Source organism: Celeribacter sp. SCSIO 80838, from assembly GCF_056498065.1.
Genome location: NZ_JAZKMA010000001.1, coordinates 705380 through 721008 on the forward strand (window position 1 = coordinate 705380; position 15629 = coordinate 721008).

Here is a 15629-nt window from a genome sequence, read left to right on the forward strand (position 1 = left end):
CTCAATCTTGCCCAACTTTTGCCTTCTTTCATATCCGCCAGCAAGGAATGGTTAAGGTTAACCGCCGAAATCGGGCGGATTCGTGGACAAAGCGGTGCGTTTTTGCATCATTGTCGATGCCTCTTGTGGGATGTCGCGCGAACAGCACAAAATGTGGGATGGCAAAAGGTGACATGCCGGGAACCGGGGGCCTGACCCTAGCCCCTTGGAGAATCTTTCGGAGCGATCAAGAGGGACATACCGCCCGCCCCGCCCTTCGCGCAGATCCTTGCCGGTTTTACCGTCAAAATTCACCGAAGTGCCGAAACCCGCCGAAAAACACGCGGCATTTCGCCCCCTTCCGGCAATCAGGCGCGCAAAATCTTTGCAATGTTTCCAGCACCTTGCGAGCTCGCCTCTCGGGCGTATCTCTCGGAGCGACGGTGCAGAACCGTTCCGATTTGCCCGCAAGACGCGGGCGCCATCACAAGAAAGGACACATGAACATGAAATCTGTTGCACGGACCCTTGGCGCTCTGACCCTCCTTGCCGCCCCGGCTTTTGCACAATCCACGCTGGTGGACAGCGACGGGAACGGCACGTTTTCCATGGCGGAAATGCGTGCGGTCTATCCCGATCTGAGCGCAGAAGCCTTTGCGGCAATTGATGCCGATGCCAGCGGCGAAGTGTCGATCGAGGAACTGGCCGCGGCGCAAACCAACGGCCTGCTGCCGACGATGGAATGACGCATGCGACGACGGCGGCCTCCCCGGCCGCCGTTTCAGGACCGGTGGTTGCGCAGGAACAGGCCGAAACCGATCAGACCGGCACCGTCGACCAACAGCTCAATGCCCAACAGCAAGCCCAGAAGCGACAGGGAAATCGCCGCGAAATTGCCGATGATGTAGCCGGCCAGAAGGACGGTCACCGTCCCGGACAGCAACAGCGTCCAGAACAAGGGGCTTTCCCGCATCCGCCAGGCCATGAGCAAACGGATCAGCCCGGAGGCCACAAGGAAACCGGTCACCACCATGGTGAGCGACACCGTGCCCTCGACCGGGTTGGCGATGAAACTCACCCCGATCATCAGGCTCAAAAGCCCCCAGAGCAGGGAAAAGACCCGGTTGTCATGGGCCGCGCCGGAGAAGCCCGCCCAAAGCTGGGCAGCACCGGCGATGGCGAAGAGCGTACCGAGCATGATGGTGATCGCAAGCGAGGCGACCACCGTATTGCCCAGCGCGAGAAAGCCGAAAAGAAACGTCAGGACACCGATCCCGACCCAGATTTTCCAATTCGTCATAGCTGATCTCCTTTCGGCTGATCGCTTATGTCTCACAGGTAAACATGTGATTGTCACCATAGAAGACATGCACAGGGATTTTTTCCCATTGTGAATGAAACGTGATCTGCCAATAGTCCGGAGAAAGACGTTTTCGGAGTGTTATCATGCCAATATTGCTGGCCGTTCTCGGGCTTGCCGTTACAGCGTTTTTCTACATGAGCCGGGCGCGCAATGCCGCCAATGCCGCCTCCGATCTGATCGGGATGGCGGACGACCTCCGGCTCGCCGTGCGCCGTTTCGGCTTTACCCGCAAGTCGGGAACGCATCCCGTGGAGCAGATCGAAGATGCCCGGATCGCGGTGGCCGCTCTGGTCAAGGCGGTGATCGACGAAGCGGGCTATCCGACTTCGGAACTGATCCTGCAATATGTGATCCGGCTGCAAAAGGATCTGGATTTCAGCCTGACGGATGCGGAAGAGATCAAGACGCTCGCCGACTGGCTGATCGCATCCTGCAACGGGTCGAGCCCTGCAATCACGCGGCTTGCGCGCAAGCTCTACAAGCTCGCGGGCTCCGATGGTTACGGCCCGGTCGAAGGCATCCTCCACTCCGTCTATGTGGGCATCGGACAAAAGCCGAATGCCAAGCAGTTGGACAGCCTCGCCGAAATTCGCCGCTTGATGCGTGCGAAGTGACCCCAATGCAAAACGGCGACCCAATGGCCACCGTTTTTCGTTCTTGATCCGTGAGCCTCAGACCCAGGGACGTTCCTGCGCCATCTTCGCCTCATAAGCGTCGATGTCTTTGACATGCGCCATGGTCAGGCCGATGTCATCGAGCCCTTCGAGCAGGCAGTGTTTCTTGAACGCGTCGACTTCGAAGGAGAAAGCTTCACCATCCGAGGTGGTCACGGTCTGCGCCTCCAGATCGACGGTCATGCGAGCGTTCGATCCTTTTTCCGCGTCTTTCATCAACACATCGACAGCTTCCTGCGGCAGAATGATCGGCAGGATGCCGTTCTTGAAGCAGTTGTTGTAGAAAATGTCGGCGAACGACGTGGAGATCACGCATTTGATACCGAAATCCGCGATGGCCCAAGGCGCGTGCTCGCGCGAGGAACCACAGCCGAAGTTGTCGCCCGCCACGAGGATTTGCGTGTCGCGATACTGCGGTTTGTTCAGGACGAAATCGGGGATTTCATTGCCCTGACGGTCATAACGCATCTCGTCGAACAGGTTCACACCAAGGCCGGAGCGTTTGATGGTTTTCAGGAACACCTTGGGGATGATCATATCCGTGTCGATGTTCACCAGCGGCATGGGGGCCGCAATACCGGTCAGTTTTTCGAACTTTTCCATTGTAGCGGCTCCTTAAGCGGTCTCGGTTTCGGTCATCAACTCGCGCACATCGGTCAGGTGACCGGTGACGGCGGCGGCGGCAGCCATGGCGGGGGACACGAGGTGGGTGCGGCCCTTATAGCCCTGACGGCCCTCGAAGTTGCGGTTCGAGGTGGACGCACAGCGCTCGCCCTCGGCCAGCTGATCGGGGTTCATGGCGAGGCACATGGAGCACCCGGCCAGACGCCACTCAAAGCCCGCGTCGATGAAGATCTGCGCGATGCCTTCTTCCTCGGCCTGAGCCCGGACAAGACCGGAGCCGGGCACGACCATGGCCCGCATCCCGTCCTTGATCTTCTTGCCTTTGAGGATCGCGGCGGCTGCGCGCAGGTCCTCGATCCGGCCGTTGGTGCAGGACCCGATGAACACGGTGTCGATCTGGATGTCGGTCAGTTTCTGACCCACTTCGAGACCCATGTATTCGATGGCGCGTTTCGCCGCGTCCACCTTGCCGCCTTTGAACGACTCGGGCGCAGGCACAACAGCGGAAATCGGCAGCACGTCCTCGGGCGAGGTGCCCCAGGTCACAACCGGCTCGATCTCTTCGCCTTTCAGCGTCACGACCTTGTCGAAATGTGCGCCTTCGTCGGTGTAGAGCGTTTTCCACCAGTTGAGAGCGGCCTCGAACTGCGCGCCTTTCGGGGCGTGCGGGCGGCCTTTGACATATTCGAACGTGGTTTCATCCGGCGCGATGAGGCCCGCGCGCGCACCGCCTTCGATCGCCATGTTACAGACGGTCATGCGGCCTTCCATCGACAGATCGCGGATCGCTTCGCCGCAATATTCGATGACGTAGCCGGTGCCGCCAGCGGTGCCGGTTTCGCCGATCACGGCCAGCGTGATGTCCTTGGCGGTCACGCCGGGGCGCAGCTTGCCGGTGATTTCCACCTTCATGTTCTTGGACTTCTTCTGGATCAGCGTCTGCGTTGCCAGAACGTGCTCCACCTCGGAGGTGCCGATGCCGTGGGCCAGCGCGCCGAATGCGCCGTGAGTCGCGGTGTGAGAGTCACCACACACAACGGTCATGCCGGGCAGGGTCCAGCCCTGTTCCGGGCCGACGATGTGCACGATGCCCTGACGGATGTCAGAGACCGGATAGTAGTTCACGCCGAATTCTTTCGCGTTCTTGTCGAGCGCTTCAACCTGAATGCGGCTCTCTTCGTTGGCAATCACACCGGACACGCGGTCCAGCGTGGTCGGCACGTTGTGATCCGGCACGGCGATGGTTTTTTCCGGCGCGCGCACTTTGCGGCCCGCCATGCGCAGACCTTCGAAGGCCTGCGGGGACGTCACCTCATGGACGAGGTGGCGGTCGATATAGAGCAGGCAGGTGCCATCCTCTTGCTCATGGGCCACATGGGCGTCCCAGATTTTATCATAGAGTGTCTTCGGGGCGGTCATTTCGCTCTCCCGTGGATGTGCTGTGAAGTTGGAAGTTTTGGATCAGGCGCGCGGACACGCCAAAAGGCCCGGCTTCAAAGTCGGGCTAGGACGGATTGCATTGCGCCGTGGAAACGCCACGGCAACCATGCACGGTCTGCGATCTCAAACATACGTTCCATGGCGCTCACATATAACCTGCGCGCGAGTCTCGCAAGAGAGATACGCTTGCCCGATTGCGCTGCGCCGTGCCAAGCTTGTGGAAAAGGGAGGCCGGATTGGATCCGACGCAAATCACCGATCTTCTGGGCGACACGGGGCGACATATTTTCGCGTTTCTCGAGGGTCTGCTCCGGCGCTGGAACCTCTATCAGATCGGGATTTCCCTGATCGCCTTTTCCATCGCACTGTTCAGCGGACGCCATTTGCGGGGCCGGATGCGGAACTGGATGCGGGCGCTGGAGGGGCGTCCGAAATGGCAGCTTCGCTGGCTGTTGGCGATTGAAAAGCGGCTGGTTCTGATTGTCTGGGCGATGTTGCTTTGGGGCATCTATTTGGTCATGCACGAGGTCACATGGCCCTCGCGCTCTTATCTGATCAGCATTCTGGCCCGAATTGTCACCGCCTGGGTGGCGGTCGAACTTGTCGTGCAACTGGTGAAGAACCGCGCGCTCAGGCGGCTGTCGCGCTGGGGGCTTTGGGCCTATGTGACGCTCTATTATGTCGGCGGACTTGAGGAGACCACAGATTTTCTCAACCGGATCGCGATCACCTTTGGCAGCTTCCGCCTCTCCGCATTAGCTGTGCTCAAGGCTTTGGTGGTCACCGGGCTTTTGTTCACCTTCGCGCGCCTCATATCATCGCAAACTTCGACCCAAATCCGGCGAAACGAGGATATTTCGCCGTCGATGAAAGAGCTGATCATCAAGGTGGTGCAGCTCGCTTTGTTCGGTTCGGCGTTTTTCATCGGGTTGAAGGCCGTAGGGTTCGATTTGACCGGTCTGGCCGTACTTTCGGGCGCGATTGGGGTCGGTTTGGGTTTCGGTCTTCAAAAGGTCGTCTCAAACCTCGTCTCCGGGGTGATCATCCTTTTGGACAAGTCGATCAAACCGGGGGACGTGATCTCTCTTGGCGACACCTTCGGCTGGATCAATGCTTTGGGCGCACGCTATGCCTCGATCACCACGCGCGACGGCAAGGAATATCTGATCCCGAACGAAGATCTGATCACCGGGCAGGTGGTGAACTGGTCCCATACCAATGACTTCGTGCGGCTCGATTTGTATTTCGGAACCTCTTATGGCGACGATCCACATCAGGTGCGCAAGATTGCCATTGAAGCCGCGCAAAGCGTAGACCGGGTGCTCACGCATAAACCGGCAGTGTGCCACATCGTCGGGTTTGGCGACAGCTCCGTGGATTACATCCTGCGGTTCTGGATTACCGATCCGACCGGCGGGCTCACGAATGTGCGGGGAAATGTCTATCTGGCGCTTTGGGATGCGTTCAAGGAGAATGGGATTTCCATCCCCTTCCCACAGCGCGAAGTGCGGGTACTGGAAGGCTCGATTTTGACCACAAATCCGACGGCAAAAGCATTCGATTGATCTTTGGCGCACCAAACATTGAGATTTAAACAGTCCGATGCTACATTTGATCCATGCCCAGCGCCGGGGCGGAACGGCGTTTAACCTTTGGAGGACTATGTCCTGTCTCACGTACAGAGCGCGGCAGACCATGCCGCACAGCCGGAGACGCCCATGACGGGTGCGATGCCGGACCGGATCGGAGGCCAGAAATTGCTGGACTTCGTCACACACTCCCTTGATCAGGATAAAGCCGAAGACCTCGTGTCCATCGACCTGCGCGGCAAGTCGGAGGTTGCGGATTACATGGTGATCTGTTCGGGTCGTTCGACTCGTCAGGTGAGCGCCATGGCCGAGAAGCTGTCCGATGCGCTGAAGCAGCACTGCGGGATTTTCTCCCGTGTCGAGGGCAAGGATCAGGGCGACTGGGTTTTGATCGATGCAGGCGATGTGATCGTCCACATCTTCCGCCCGGAAGTGCGCGATTTCTATCAGCTCGAAAAAATGTGGATGTCGCCGGAAGAGGCGAAGGCAGCTCTGGCCGGAAAGACCACCGCAAGCTGAGACGCTCATGAAGGTGCATATCTGTGCGGTCGGGCGCTTGCGCAAAGGGCCCGAAGCCGCTCTGATCGACGACTATACCACCCGGTTCGACCGCACCGGGCGCGCCCTTGGCCTCGGCCCTCTGACGATTGCAGAGGTCGAGGACAAGAAGGGCGGCGGCATGGTGGCGGAGGCTGCGCTTTTGGAGCGCGCCCTGCCGAAAGGTTCGGTCATCGTCACGATGGACGAACGCGGCGAGGTGATCACGTCGCCCGAATTTGCCGAGAAACTTGCGGGTTGGCGCGATGCCGGGCGCTCCGATGTGACTTTTGTCATTGGCGGCGCGGATGGGATCGACCCGTCCTTGCGGGCACAGGCGGATTTTTCCATTTCTCTGGGCAAGATGGTCTGGCCGCATATGCTGGCCCGCGCCATGTTGACCGAACAGCTCTACCGGGCCGCCTCGATTTTGGCCGGATCGCCCTATCATCGGGTCTGATCGGAGTATTTTTGCTGCAATGACGCGCAAAGCGGTTCAAACGCGCTCGGCGGCGCGTTAGATAGGGGCAAGGAATTCGCTCTGAGATTGAAAGGAGCCCGTCATGGCCGCGCCGAAACCTGTTGTTCTTTGCATTCTCGATGGTTGGGGCATTGGCCCGACGCCGGAAGCCAACGCACCGGTTCTGGCCAAGACGCCGAATTTCGACCGGCTGATGGCGGAATGCCCGAACAACACGCTGATCACCTTCGGACCGGATGTGGGCCTGCCGACCGGGCAGATGGGGAACTCCGAAGTGGGGCATACCAACATCGGTGCCGGGCGCGTTGTGGCGATGGATCTGGGGCAGATCGATCTGTCGATCGAGGACGGGTCTTTCTACAAGAACGACGCCATTGTGAAATTCGCAGGCGATGTGAAGGCCGCGGGCGGCACGGCGCATCTCATGGGTGTGATCTCCGACGGTGGTGTGCACGGCCATATCGAACACACGCTCGCGGCTGCCAAAGCTGTGACCGATCTGGGTGTGCCGGTGATCATCCACGCAATCACAGACGGGCGCGATGTGGCGCCGCAATCCGCCGATAAATTCATGGCCGATTTCGTGGCGCGCCTGCCGGAGGGCGCCAAGGTCGGTACGGTGATCGGACGCTACTATGCGATGGACCGCGACAACCGCTGGGAACGTGTGTCGCAGGCCTATGATGCGATGATCCATGGCAAAGGGATCGAGACCGCGCCAGATGCGGTGACGGCTGTGACCGCGTCTTACGCGCGCGGCGATGTGGACGAATTCATCAAGGCGACCGTCATTGACGGGTATGAAGGCGTGAAAGACGGCGACGGCTTTTTCTGCAACAATTTCCGTGCGGACCGGGCGCGGGAGATCCTGCGCGCAATCGGCGAGCCGGGGTTTGCCGAATTCGACATCGGGGATCGCCCGACGTTTTCGGCGCTTTTGGGCATGGTCGAGTATTCCACCGGTCATAACGCCTATATGAAAACCGCCTATCCGCCGCGCGACATTCGCAACACGCTGGGCGAATGGGTCGCGAAACATGGGTTGAAACAGTTCCGTCTGGCCGAGACCGAGAAATACCCGCATGTGACCTTCTTCCTCAATGGCGGCAAGGAAGTACCGGAGGTCGGCGAGGATCGCTTCATGCCGAAATCGCCGAAGGTTGCGACGTACGACCTTCAACCGGAGATGAGCGAACCGGAAGTGGCGGAAAAATTCGTCTGGGCCATCGACGAGGGCTATGACCTGATCGTCACCAATTTCGCGAACCCCGACATGGTCGGTCACACCGGTATTCTGGAGGCCGCAATGGCCGCCTGTGAGGCCGTGGACGATGGTCTGGGCAAGGTGGTGGCTGAGCTTGAGAAGGTCGGCGGCGCAATGTTGGTGATCGCGGATCACGGCAATTGCGAGACCATGGTCGATCCGGTGACCGGCGGGCCGCACACGGCGCATACCACGAACCCGGTGCCGGTGATCCTGTTTGGTGGGCCGAAAGGCGTCAAACTGCGCGATGGCGGGCGGCTTGCGGATGTGGCGCCGACGATCCTCGAGCTGATGCAATTGCCGCAGCCGGAGGAAATGACCGGCGTGAGCCTCATCGTCAAATGAAGCGTCTCCGCGCGGCGGCGTTTGGTCTGGTCCTGAGCGGGACGATCCTGAGCGGCCCCATGGCAGCGCAGGACAACCCGGCAGATTTGGCCGAAGCCGCCTTGGTTCAATTCAACGACGCCCATGGCGCGCTTCAGGCCGCCGAGTCTTCGACCGACCGGGTCAAGGCGTTAACCGGCGTGGTGCGCGCCTATGAGGACGGGCTGGAGGCGATGCGGGCCGGGCTCCGGCAGGTGGCGTTGCGTGAAACCGAATTGTCACGGGAATTTGCAAACGAAAGCGGCCAGTTCGCGCAATTGCTCGGCGTGCTAATCTCGATGAAACCCGATGCCTCACCGGAGGCGCTGGTGCATCCCGGAGGACCTTTGGGGCAGGCGCGTGCGGGGATGCTTGTTTCTGCCGTCACCCCGTCGATGCAGGCGGAGGTCGAGGACATCCGCGTGCGGCTCGAGGAAATGCAGATCCTGCGCGAATTGCAGAGTGAGGCGCTTGCGACACTGTCCCGCGGCTTGCAGGACGTGCAACAGGCGCGCACCGATCTGTCACAGGCGATGTCGGATCGCACCGACCTGCCGCGTCGGTTCACCGCCGATCCCGAGCGGATGCAGACCCTCTTGGACAGTTCAGAGACGCTCGAAGCCTTTGCCTCGGGTCTTGCGATCATGGATGTGGTCGACGGGGTGCCGCCGATCACCGATCCGAACAGCACGCGCGGCAACTGGCCGATGCCGGTGCCCGGCAAGATGCTGCGCGGCTATAACGAGACGGATGCGGCGGGGGTGAAACGTCCGGGCTGGCTATGGGCCACCCGGCCCTTGTCCTTGGTGTCCACACCCTGGCCCGCGACCGTGCGCTACAAGGGACCGTTTCTCGACTACGGAAACGTGATCATCCTTGAGCCGGCAAATGACGTATTGCTGATTTTGGCGGGTCTGGATGAGGTCTATGGAGAGATCGGCGCGGTTTTGCCTGCCGACACGGCTGTAGGTCTGATGGGCGGGGCCGCCCCCGATCTCGACGCCTTTGTCCAGAATGCCACACAAGGCACTGGCGTGGGTCTGTCGGAGACGCTTTATATAGAGGTCAGAGAGGGCGGGCAGCCCGTGAACCCCGAACGGTGGTTTGCAGGCGGTCCGCTTTAAGACGATCAAGGGTCACGCGGGCAGCGGGCCGGAGAGAGGAATGAGATGAAGAAATACATGATGGCCGGGGTTGCCGGCATCCTTGCGGGCACGCTGATCTCGACGCAATTCGCCGGACCGCTCCTCGCTCAGGAAGCGGAGAAGACAACGAATGTCTATGAGCAACTCGATCTCTTCGGGGACGTGTTCGAACGCATCCGCGCGCAATATGTCGAGGAGGTCGACGCCGAGGACCTGATCGAGGCCGCGATCAACGGCATGCTGTCCTCGCTCGACCCACATTCCTCCTATCTCTCGCCGAAAGACGCCGCCGACATGCGGGTGCAGACATCGGGTTCCTTTGGGGGCCTGGGCATCGAGGTCACGCAGGAAGAGGGCTTCGTCAAGGTCGTGGCACCGATGGACGGCACACCCGCCGATATCGCGGGCGTCGAGGCCGGGGATTACATCACCGCCGTGGACGGCAAGAGCATCATGGGCATGACACTCGACGATGCGGTCGAGCTGATGCGCGGGCCGGTCGGCTCAGAGATCATCGTGACCCTCGTGCGCGCGGGCGTCGACGATCCGTTCGACGTCTCGATCATCCGCGACACGATCAAACTGACCGCCGTGCGGTCGCGCGTCGAAGGCAAATCCATCGTGCTGCGGGTGACGACCTTCAACGACCAGACCTATCCGAACCTCGAACAGGGGCTCAAGGACGGGATCGAGGAACTGGGCGGCATCGAGAATGTCGACGGCATCGTCGTGGACCTGCGCAACAACCCCGGTGGTTTGCTTGATCAGGCGATCAAGGTGTCGGATGCGTTCCTCGACGAAGGCGAAATCGTCTCCACCCGTGGCCGCAATCCCGAGGACAGCACCCGCGTCAACGCCACCCCCGGCGATCTGGCACAGGGCAAACCGGTGGTCGTGCTGATCAACGGCGGGTCGGCCTCGGCCTCCGAAATCGTCTCCGGTGCGTTGCAGGATCACCATCGCGCCGTGGTCGTGGGCACGAAATCCTTCGGCAAGGGCTCGGTGCAGACCGTCATGCCGCTGCGCTCCGACGGGGCGATGCGCCTGACAACCGCGCGGTATTACACCCCGTCGGGCCGCTCCATTCAGGCGCTCGGCATTTCGCCGGACATCGTCGTCGAACAACCGCCGCGTCAACCCGAAGCGACGGAGGGCGAAGATGCGCCGAAGTTCCGCTCCGAGGCCGATCTGCGCGGGGCGCTGAACAATGACAGCCTGACCGAAGACGAACGTGCCAAGATCGAAGAAGAGCGCGCCGCCGCCGAAGAGGCCGCGAAACTGCGCGACGAAGACTTCCAGCTTGCCTATGCGATCGACCTGCTCAAAGGCCTGTCGAAAATCGGCGACTGACACCAACCATGAGGGGCGCTTTGGCGCCTCTCTTTTCCAAAGGCTTCCCATGAGCAAAGACTTCTCCTCCCTGCCCTACCGTCCCTGTGTCGGCATCATGCTGCTCGATGCTCAAGGGCGCATTTTCGTCGGTGAGCGCATCGACACGCCCGGCGCATGGCAGATGCCGCAGGGTGGGATTGACGACGGTGAAGAACCGCAGGAGGCCGCGCTCCGTGAGCTTTGGGAAGAGATCGGCCTGACCTCCGATCTGGTCGAGGTTCTTGGGCACACCACTGACTGGCTGACCTATGATTTGCCGGATCACCTTCTGGGCAAGGTCTGGAAGGGCAAGTATCGCGGCCAGAAACAGCTTTGGTTCCTGCTGCGCTTCAAGGGCATGGACAAGGACATCGTAATCGAGACGGATCATCCCGAATTCAGCCATTGGAAATGGACGGATGCCGCTGGATTGGTGTCTGATATTGTACCGTTCAAGCGCGACATTTACGAGGCGCTGGTGGCCGAGTTCAACGGCCACCTTGCTTAATTGCATTACCTAGTACTGGGCCTGATCGCGCGTCTCAGCGCAACAGTTTCAGGAATTCCTGCGACGGATAGCCATCCGGTGTCACCCCGACAGAGGTCTGATAGGCCCGGATCGCGTTGATCGTGTTCGGGCCAATGATCCCGTCCACCTTGTCGTCCAGAAAGCCTTTGCGCTTCAGGATGCGCTGCATCTGTTCCTTCTCTTTGAAGGACAGCGGCGCATAGCCGCGCGGCCAGGCAGCCTGAATTTCCACCCCACCCTTGAGCCGGTCCGACAGGTGCCCGACGCCGATCACATAGGCATCCGCCTTGTTGTAACGTTCGAGCACAGCAAAGTTGTCGAAGATCATGAAGGCTGCGCCCTGCGCCCCGGCGGGCAGGAGGATAGAGGCCCGTCCGTAGTTCGGCACAGGTCGGCCATCGACCCCAACCACGCCCAAAGCGGCCCAATCGCCGGGTGCGCGCATGTTGTCGCGGCGCGCGGACGTATAGTCGAACCCGCGCGGAAGGCGCACCTCGACACCCCAAGGCTGGCCTTTGTTCCAACCGTGCCGCGCAAGATAGGCGGCGGTCGAGGCCAGTGCATCTGTCGGGTCGTTGGACCAGATGTCCCGCTTGCCATCGCCATCCCCATCGACCGCAAAAGCCTCGAAGGACGTCGGGATGAATTGGGTGTGGCCCATGGCCCCGGCCCAACTGCCTTTCATGTTGCGGGCATGGGTGTCGCCCTTCTGGAGGATTTTCAGCGCAGCGATGAGCTGTTGCTCAAAGAATTTGCCGCGCCGCCCGTCATAGGCCAGCGTCGCCATGGCTTCGATGACGTTGATGTCGCCGCGGGTTGTGCCATAGGCGCTCTCGACGCCCCAGATCGCCGCCACCACGTATTTATCGACCCCGAACCGGCGTTCGATGGCGTCGAGTGTCTTCGCATGCTGGCGCATCGCCTTCTGGCCGTTGGACACGCGGGTGGGCGAGGCGGCGCTGTCGAGATAGTCCCAGATCTGTTTGGTGAATTCGGACTGGTAGCGATCCTTGGCGATCACATCCGAATTGTACCGCACGCTTCGAAACGCCTCATTGAGGGTTGTTTCGGAGATCCCCTCGCGCCGCGCGCGCGTTTTGAAATTCTCGATCCAAGTCTCGAAACCCGCCTGAGAGGCCACGTTTTGCACCAATCCTGCTCCCGGAAGTTGTGGCACATCCTGTGCCATACGCGCAGAGCTCTGCGCGAAAGAGGGGCCGAGGCCAAGGCCGAAAACAACACTCACGGCGCCAATCACAAGGCTACGCATACCAAACTGCTCCATTTGCTTTTGCCTCAGCCTAAACCGAATCCCCGTATGGCTTGAACCGGACAAATGCGCTGACGGCAAATTTCCGCTGTCCGCATTCAACGTCTGTCCTTAGCGCCTACGACGCTCGACCTTTTTGCGCATCTTGTCCTTTTTCGCCTTACCTTTGTTATACTTGCGCGACACGACACGGCCCTTCGCCCGACGCGGCCCGCGCGGCAAGCTGGCCCCGTCGATCGACAGGAGTTCCAGTTCAAGCCCGCCGGTTACAGGCACCGCCTCGGCGATGCGCACCACGACCTTTTGGCCGATGGAAATCACCATGCCTGTGTCCGACCCCATCAGGGTCTGTTCCTTCGGGTCGTAATGGAAGAACTCCGCCCCCATGCTGCGCACCGGGACAAGCCCGTCGGCACCGGTTTCGTCGAGTTTGACGAAGGCCCCGAATTTCTGGATGCCGGAAATATGCCCGGTCATCTCATTGCCGACACGTTCGCTGAGATAGGCGGCGAGATAGCGATCATTGGTGTCCCGCTCCGCCGTCATCGAACGCCGCTCGGTCTCCGAGATATGTTTTGCGGTGGATTCGAGCCTTTCCACATCCTCATCGGACAGCCCGTCCTTGCCCCATCCATGGGCCGAGATCAGCCCGCGGTGGACGATCAGATCGGCATAGCGCCGGATCGGCGAGGTGAAATGCGCGTAGGAGCGCAGAGCGAGACCGAAGTGGCCGTAATTCTCAGGATGATAATAGGCCTGCGTCATCGACCGCAGGGTCGAGATATTGATCAACTCGTCGTGATCCGTGCCTTCAGCCTGTGCGAGGAGCCTGTTCAGATGCGACGTGTGGATCACTTGCCCTTTGGCAAGCGTAAAGCCGGAGGCCTGCGCCACCTCGCGTAGGGCATCCATTTTCTCGTCAGAGGGTTCTTCGTGAACCCGATACAAAAGCGGCCGATTTCTGTGAAACAACTCTTCGGCGGCTGCCACATTGGCAAGCACCATGAACTCTTCGATCAGCTTATGCGCGTCATAGCGATCCGCCAAAGCGACCGATTTCACCCGCCCGTCATCGCCGAGGATGATTTTGCGCTCGGGTAGATCCAAATCCAGAGGCTGACGGGCCTTGCGAGCCCGTGTCAGCGCCTCGTAGGCGCCATAGAGCGGCTCGATCACGCTTTCCATCAGTGGGCCACATTTGTCACTGACCTGACCGTCACGCGCGGCCTGCACTTCGGCGTAGTTCAGCGACGCAGCCGAGCGCATCATGCCCCGCATGAACCGATGTGACAGCTTCTTGCCATCGGCGTCGATCACCATGCGCACGGCAAGGCAGGCGCGCGGCACGCCTTCGTGCAGCGAACAAAGATCACCCGAGAGCCGATCCGGCAGCATGGGCACCACACGGTCCGGGAAATAGGTCGAATTCCCCCGCTTCCACGCCTCGCGATCCAGCGCAGAGCCGGGCGTGACATAATAGGCCACATCGGCAATCGCGACCCAAAGAATAAAACCGCCTTCATTCTTGGGATCAGTGTCTAACTCGGCCCAAACCGCATCGTCATGGTCGCGCGCATCCGCCGGGTCGATCGTTACGAGCGGCAGATCGCGAAGGTCTTCGCGCCCTTTCAGACCGGCAGGTTTCGCCTTGTCGGCCTCGGCGATAACGTCATCGGGGAAATCGTCGGGGATGCCGTGTTGATGAATGGCAATCAGCGACACCGCTTTCGGAGCAGAGGGATCCCCCAGACGGGTCACGATCCGCGCATTGGGCAGGCCAAGACGGTTTTTCGGCCCAGCCTGTTCCGCCTCGACCAGCTCACCATCCTGCGCGCCATAATCGTTTCCAGGGCGCACAAGAAAGTCTTTCTCATTGCCCTTGTCTATCGGAACGACCCGACCGCCCTCCGCCCCTTTGCGATAGATGCCAAGAATTTTGCGTGGATTAGAGCCGATTTTACGGATCAAACGGGCGACATATTGGTGGTCGTCGGCCTTCACCTCCTGAAGCTTCGCCAAGATGCGCTCGCCTTCGCCCAGCGCAGGATCGCTCTCTCTCAGAGAGAGCAAAACCTTCGGCTCCGGCCCCTCGCCCGCCCATTCCAAAGGCTTGGCAAAAAGATCGCCATCCATGTCGGGCGCCAGAACCGCCAGAACGGAGACGGGCGGCAATTTGTCAGGGTCGCGGTAGGTCTTGCGCTGTTTGCGCAGATGCCCCTCGTCCTCAAGCTCCTTGAGCACGCGTTTGAGATCAATGCGTGCCGCGCCCTTGATGCCAAAGGCTTTCGCGATGTCGCGCTTCGCGGTCTGGGTCGGGTGGTCCGAAATCCATTGCAGGATTTCGTCCTTCGTCGGGATGCTGCTCATGGCTCAACGCTACCACGCGGCGCAACGCCTCACCACTGGCAAAGCGCGGTGTCGCGCGGAATTCATCCGCGGCGGTAGAAACGCTCCATATCCGCGCCCGTGTCCACATCCGACAGTGTCGCACATCGCCCCCAAGAGAGCGAAGCCGCGGAAGCCAACGTATCCTCCAGCGCATGTTCCGTGGACCAGCGCACATTGCGCAGAAAGCCCCGAGGTTGGCGTTTCGGGTGTCGCAATCCGATCAGCCAGTAACCACCGTCCGTAGCGGGACCTATCATCGCAGAATGTGATCCTAATCCAGCGAAAGAGGCTACAATATCGTGCTTTTCAATCTGCGGAATATCCGATCCGATCAGGCAACAGGGCCCGTCTCCGACAGAGGCAAGGCAACGTGACATGCGCGCCCCGAGATTGCCATCTCCCTGAGCAATGCGGGGCAAGTGCCCGGGCCAAATCCGGCTACGTAGCCCGACGCGGTCCGGGTTCACCGCCAGGACGATGCGCCAGCGCGGATCTTGCAAGCTGCGAAGGGTTCGCGCCACTTGATGACGATACCACCATGTCGCCTGAACCAGACCCAAATCCCGCCCAAGTCGGGTTTTCACACGCCCCAGACGTGGTTCCTTGACCATG

General features: G+C 60.4%; 15 protein-coding genes. 9 read left to right on the forward strand and 6 right to left on the reverse strand.

Going from position 1 to position 15629, the window contains the following annotated elements; genetic code table 11:
- Window positions 1-485 precede the first annotated feature (485 nt).
- Window positions 486-725: an EF-hand domain-containing protein gene (locus V1475_RS03415; protein ID WP_479411629.1), complete on the forward strand. Its 240-nt coding sequence runs from the start codon at window positions 486-488 to the stop codon at window positions 723-725.
- A 35-nt stretch (window positions 726-760) separates the two neighbouring features.
- Here V1475_RS03415 and V1475_RS03420 read toward each other — a convergent pair whose 3' ends face one another.
- Window positions 761-1279 carry an HdeD family acid-resistance protein gene (locus V1475_RS03420; protein ID WP_066707349.1) on the reverse strand — a complete coding sequence of 173 codons (519 nt, stop codon included), beginning with the start codon at window positions 1277-1279 and terminating at the stop codon, window positions 761-763.
- A gap of 146 nt (window positions 1280-1425) precedes the next feature.
- Between V1475_RS03420 and V1475_RS03425 the strand changes: the two genes are divergently transcribed.
- A complete protein-coding gene (locus V1475_RS03425) occupies window positions 1426-1956 on the forward strand; it encodes a hypothetical protein (RefSeq protein ID WP_479411630.1) in 531 nt (176 codons plus the stop codon).
- Window positions 1957-2013: 57 nt separating this feature from the next.
- Here V1475_RS03425 and leuD read toward each other — a convergent pair whose 3' ends face one another.
- Entirely contained in the window at window positions 2014-2619 is a 606-nt protein-coding gene (leuD, locus tag V1475_RS03430; RefSeq protein WP_479411631.1) for a 3-isopropylmalate dehydratase small subunit, read from the reverse strand.
- 12 nt (window positions 2620-2631) lie between these two features.
- Entirely contained in the window at window positions 2632-4059 is a 1428-nt protein-coding gene (gene leuC / locus V1475_RS03435; protein WP_434289885.1) for a 3-isopropylmalate dehydratase large subunit, read from the reverse strand.
- Between the two features lie 257 nt (window positions 4060-4316).
- Between leuC and V1475_RS03440 the strand changes: the two genes are divergently transcribed.
- From V1475_RS03440 to V1475_RS03470, 7 genes are all read left to right on the forward strand, one after another.
- Entirely contained in the window at window positions 4317-5645 is a 1329-nt protein-coding gene (locus V1475_RS03440; RefSeq protein ID WP_479411632.1) for a mechanosensitive ion channel family protein, read from the forward strand.
- Between the two features lie 153 nt (window positions 5646-5798).
- Window positions 5799-6188: a ribosome silencing factor gene (gene rsfS / locus V1475_RS03445; protein WP_479411633.1), complete on the forward strand. Its 390-nt coding sequence runs from the start codon at window positions 5799-5801 to the stop codon at window positions 6186-6188.
- 7 nt (window positions 6189-6195) lie between these two features.
- A complete protein-coding gene (rlmH, locus tag V1475_RS03450; RefSeq protein ID WP_479411634.1) occupies window positions 6196-6666 on the forward strand; it encodes a 23S rRNA (pseudouridine(1915)-N(3))-methyltransferase RlmH in 471 nt (156 codons plus the stop codon).
- Window positions 6667-6769: 103 nt separating this feature from the next.
- The gene (gene gpmI, locus V1475_RS03455) at window positions 6770-8296 is read left to right on the forward strand and encodes a 2,3-bisphosphoglycerate-independent phosphoglycerate mutase (protein ID WP_479411635.1); all 1527 of its coding nucleotides are present in this window, start codon (window positions 6770-6772) and stop codon (window positions 8294-8296) included.
- A complete protein-coding gene (locus V1475_RS03460; protein ID WP_479411636.1) occupies window positions 8293-9438 on the forward strand; it encodes a murein hydrolase activator EnvC family protein in 1146 nt (381 codons plus the stop codon). The genes gpmI and V1475_RS03460 overlap by 4 nt, the downstream gene beginning before the upstream one ends.
- 45 nt (window positions 9439-9483) lie before the next feature.
- Window positions 9484-10809, forward strand: coding sequence for a S41 family peptidase (locus V1475_RS03465; protein ID WP_434289879.1), 1326 nt, complete (start codon window positions 9484-9486; stop codon window positions 10807-10809).
- Between the two features lie 49 nt (window positions 10810-10858).
- Complete coding sequence (locus V1475_RS03470; RefSeq protein ID WP_479411637.1) at window positions 10859-11338, forward strand: RNA pyrophosphohydrolase; 480 nt, start codon at window positions 10859-10861, stop codon at window positions 11336-11338.
- Window positions 11339-11372: 34 nt separating this feature from the next.
- On the opposite strand, the gene V1475_RS03475 is transcribed toward V1475_RS03470, so the two are convergent.
- From V1475_RS03475 to V1475_RS03485, 3 genes are all read right to left on the reverse strand, one after another.
- Window positions 11373-12548 (reverse strand): lytic murein transglycosylase, encoded by a 1176-nt coding sequence (locus V1475_RS03475; RefSeq protein ID WP_479413949.1) that lies wholly within the window; start codon window positions 12546-12548, stop codon window positions 11373-11375.
- Between the two features lie 192 nt (window positions 12549-12740).
- Complete coding sequence (gene rnr / locus V1475_RS03480) at window positions 12741-14996, reverse strand: ribonuclease R (protein ID WP_479411638.1); 2256 nt, start codon at window positions 14994-14996, stop codon at window positions 12741-12743.
- A 62-nt stretch (window positions 14997-15058) separates the two neighbouring features.
- Window positions 15059-15628, reverse strand: a complete 570-nt coding sequence (locus V1475_RS03485) for a TIGR04282 family arsenosugar biosynthesis glycosyltransferase (protein ID WP_479413950.1) — start codon at window positions 15626-15628, stop codon at window positions 15059-15061.
- Window position 15629 lies beyond the last annotated feature (1 nt).

Bases quoted from the DNA above. Each gene is read 5' to 3' on its own strand.
- V1475_RS03415 (WP_479411629.1), top strand. From the start codon at position 486: ATGAAATCTGTTGCACGGACCCTTGGCGCTCTGACCCTCCTTGCCGCC.
- V1475_RS03420 (WP_066707349.1), bottom strand. From the start codon at position 1,279: ATGACGAATTGGAAAATCTGGGTCGGGATCGGTGTCCTGACGTTTCTT.
- V1475_RS03425 (WP_479411630.1), top strand. From the start codon at position 1,426: ATGCCAATATTGCTGGCCGTTCTCGGGCTTGCCGTTACAGCGTTTTTC.
- leuD (WP_479411631.1), bottom strand. From the start codon at position 2,619: ATGGAAAAGTTCGAAAAACTGACCGGTATTGCGGCCCCCATGCCGCTG.
- leuC (WP_434289885.1), bottom strand. From the start codon at position 4,059: ATGACCGCCCCGAAGACACTCTATGATAAAATCTGGGACGCCCATGTG.
- rsfS (WP_479411633.1), top strand. From the start codon at position 5,799: ATGACGGGTGCGATGCCGGACCGGATCGGAGGCCAGAAATTGCTGGAC.
- rlmH (WP_479411634.1), top strand. From the start codon at position 6,196: ATGAAGGTGCATATCTGTGCGGTCGGGCGCTTGCGCAAAGGGCCCGAA.
- gpmI (WP_479411635.1), top strand. From the start codon at position 6,770: ATGGCCGCGCCGAAACCTGTTGTTCTTTGCATTCTCGATGGTTGGGGC.
- V1475_RS03460 (WP_479411636.1), top strand. From the start codon at position 8,293: ATGAAGCGTCTCCGCGCGGCGGCGTTTGGTCTGGTCCTGAGCGGGACG.
- V1475_RS03465 (WP_434289879.1), top strand. From the start codon at position 9,484: ATGAAGAAATACATGATGGCCGGGGTTGCCGGCATCCTTGCGGGCACG.
- V1475_RS03470 (WP_479411637.1), top strand. From the start codon at position 10,859: ATGAGCAAAGACTTCTCCTCCCTGCCCTACCGTCCCTGTGTCGGCATC.
- V1475_RS03475 (WP_479413949.1), bottom strand. From the start codon at position 12,548: ATGGCACAGGATGTGCCACAACTTCCGGGAGCAGGATTGGTGCAAAAC.
- rnr (WP_479411638.1), bottom strand. From the start codon at position 14,996: ATGAGCAGCATCCCGACGAAGGACGAAATCCTGCAATGGATTTCGGAC.
- V1475_RS03485 (WP_479413950.1), bottom strand. From the start codon at position 15,628: ATGGTCAAGGAACCACGTCTGGGGCGTGTGAAAACCCGACTTGGGCGG.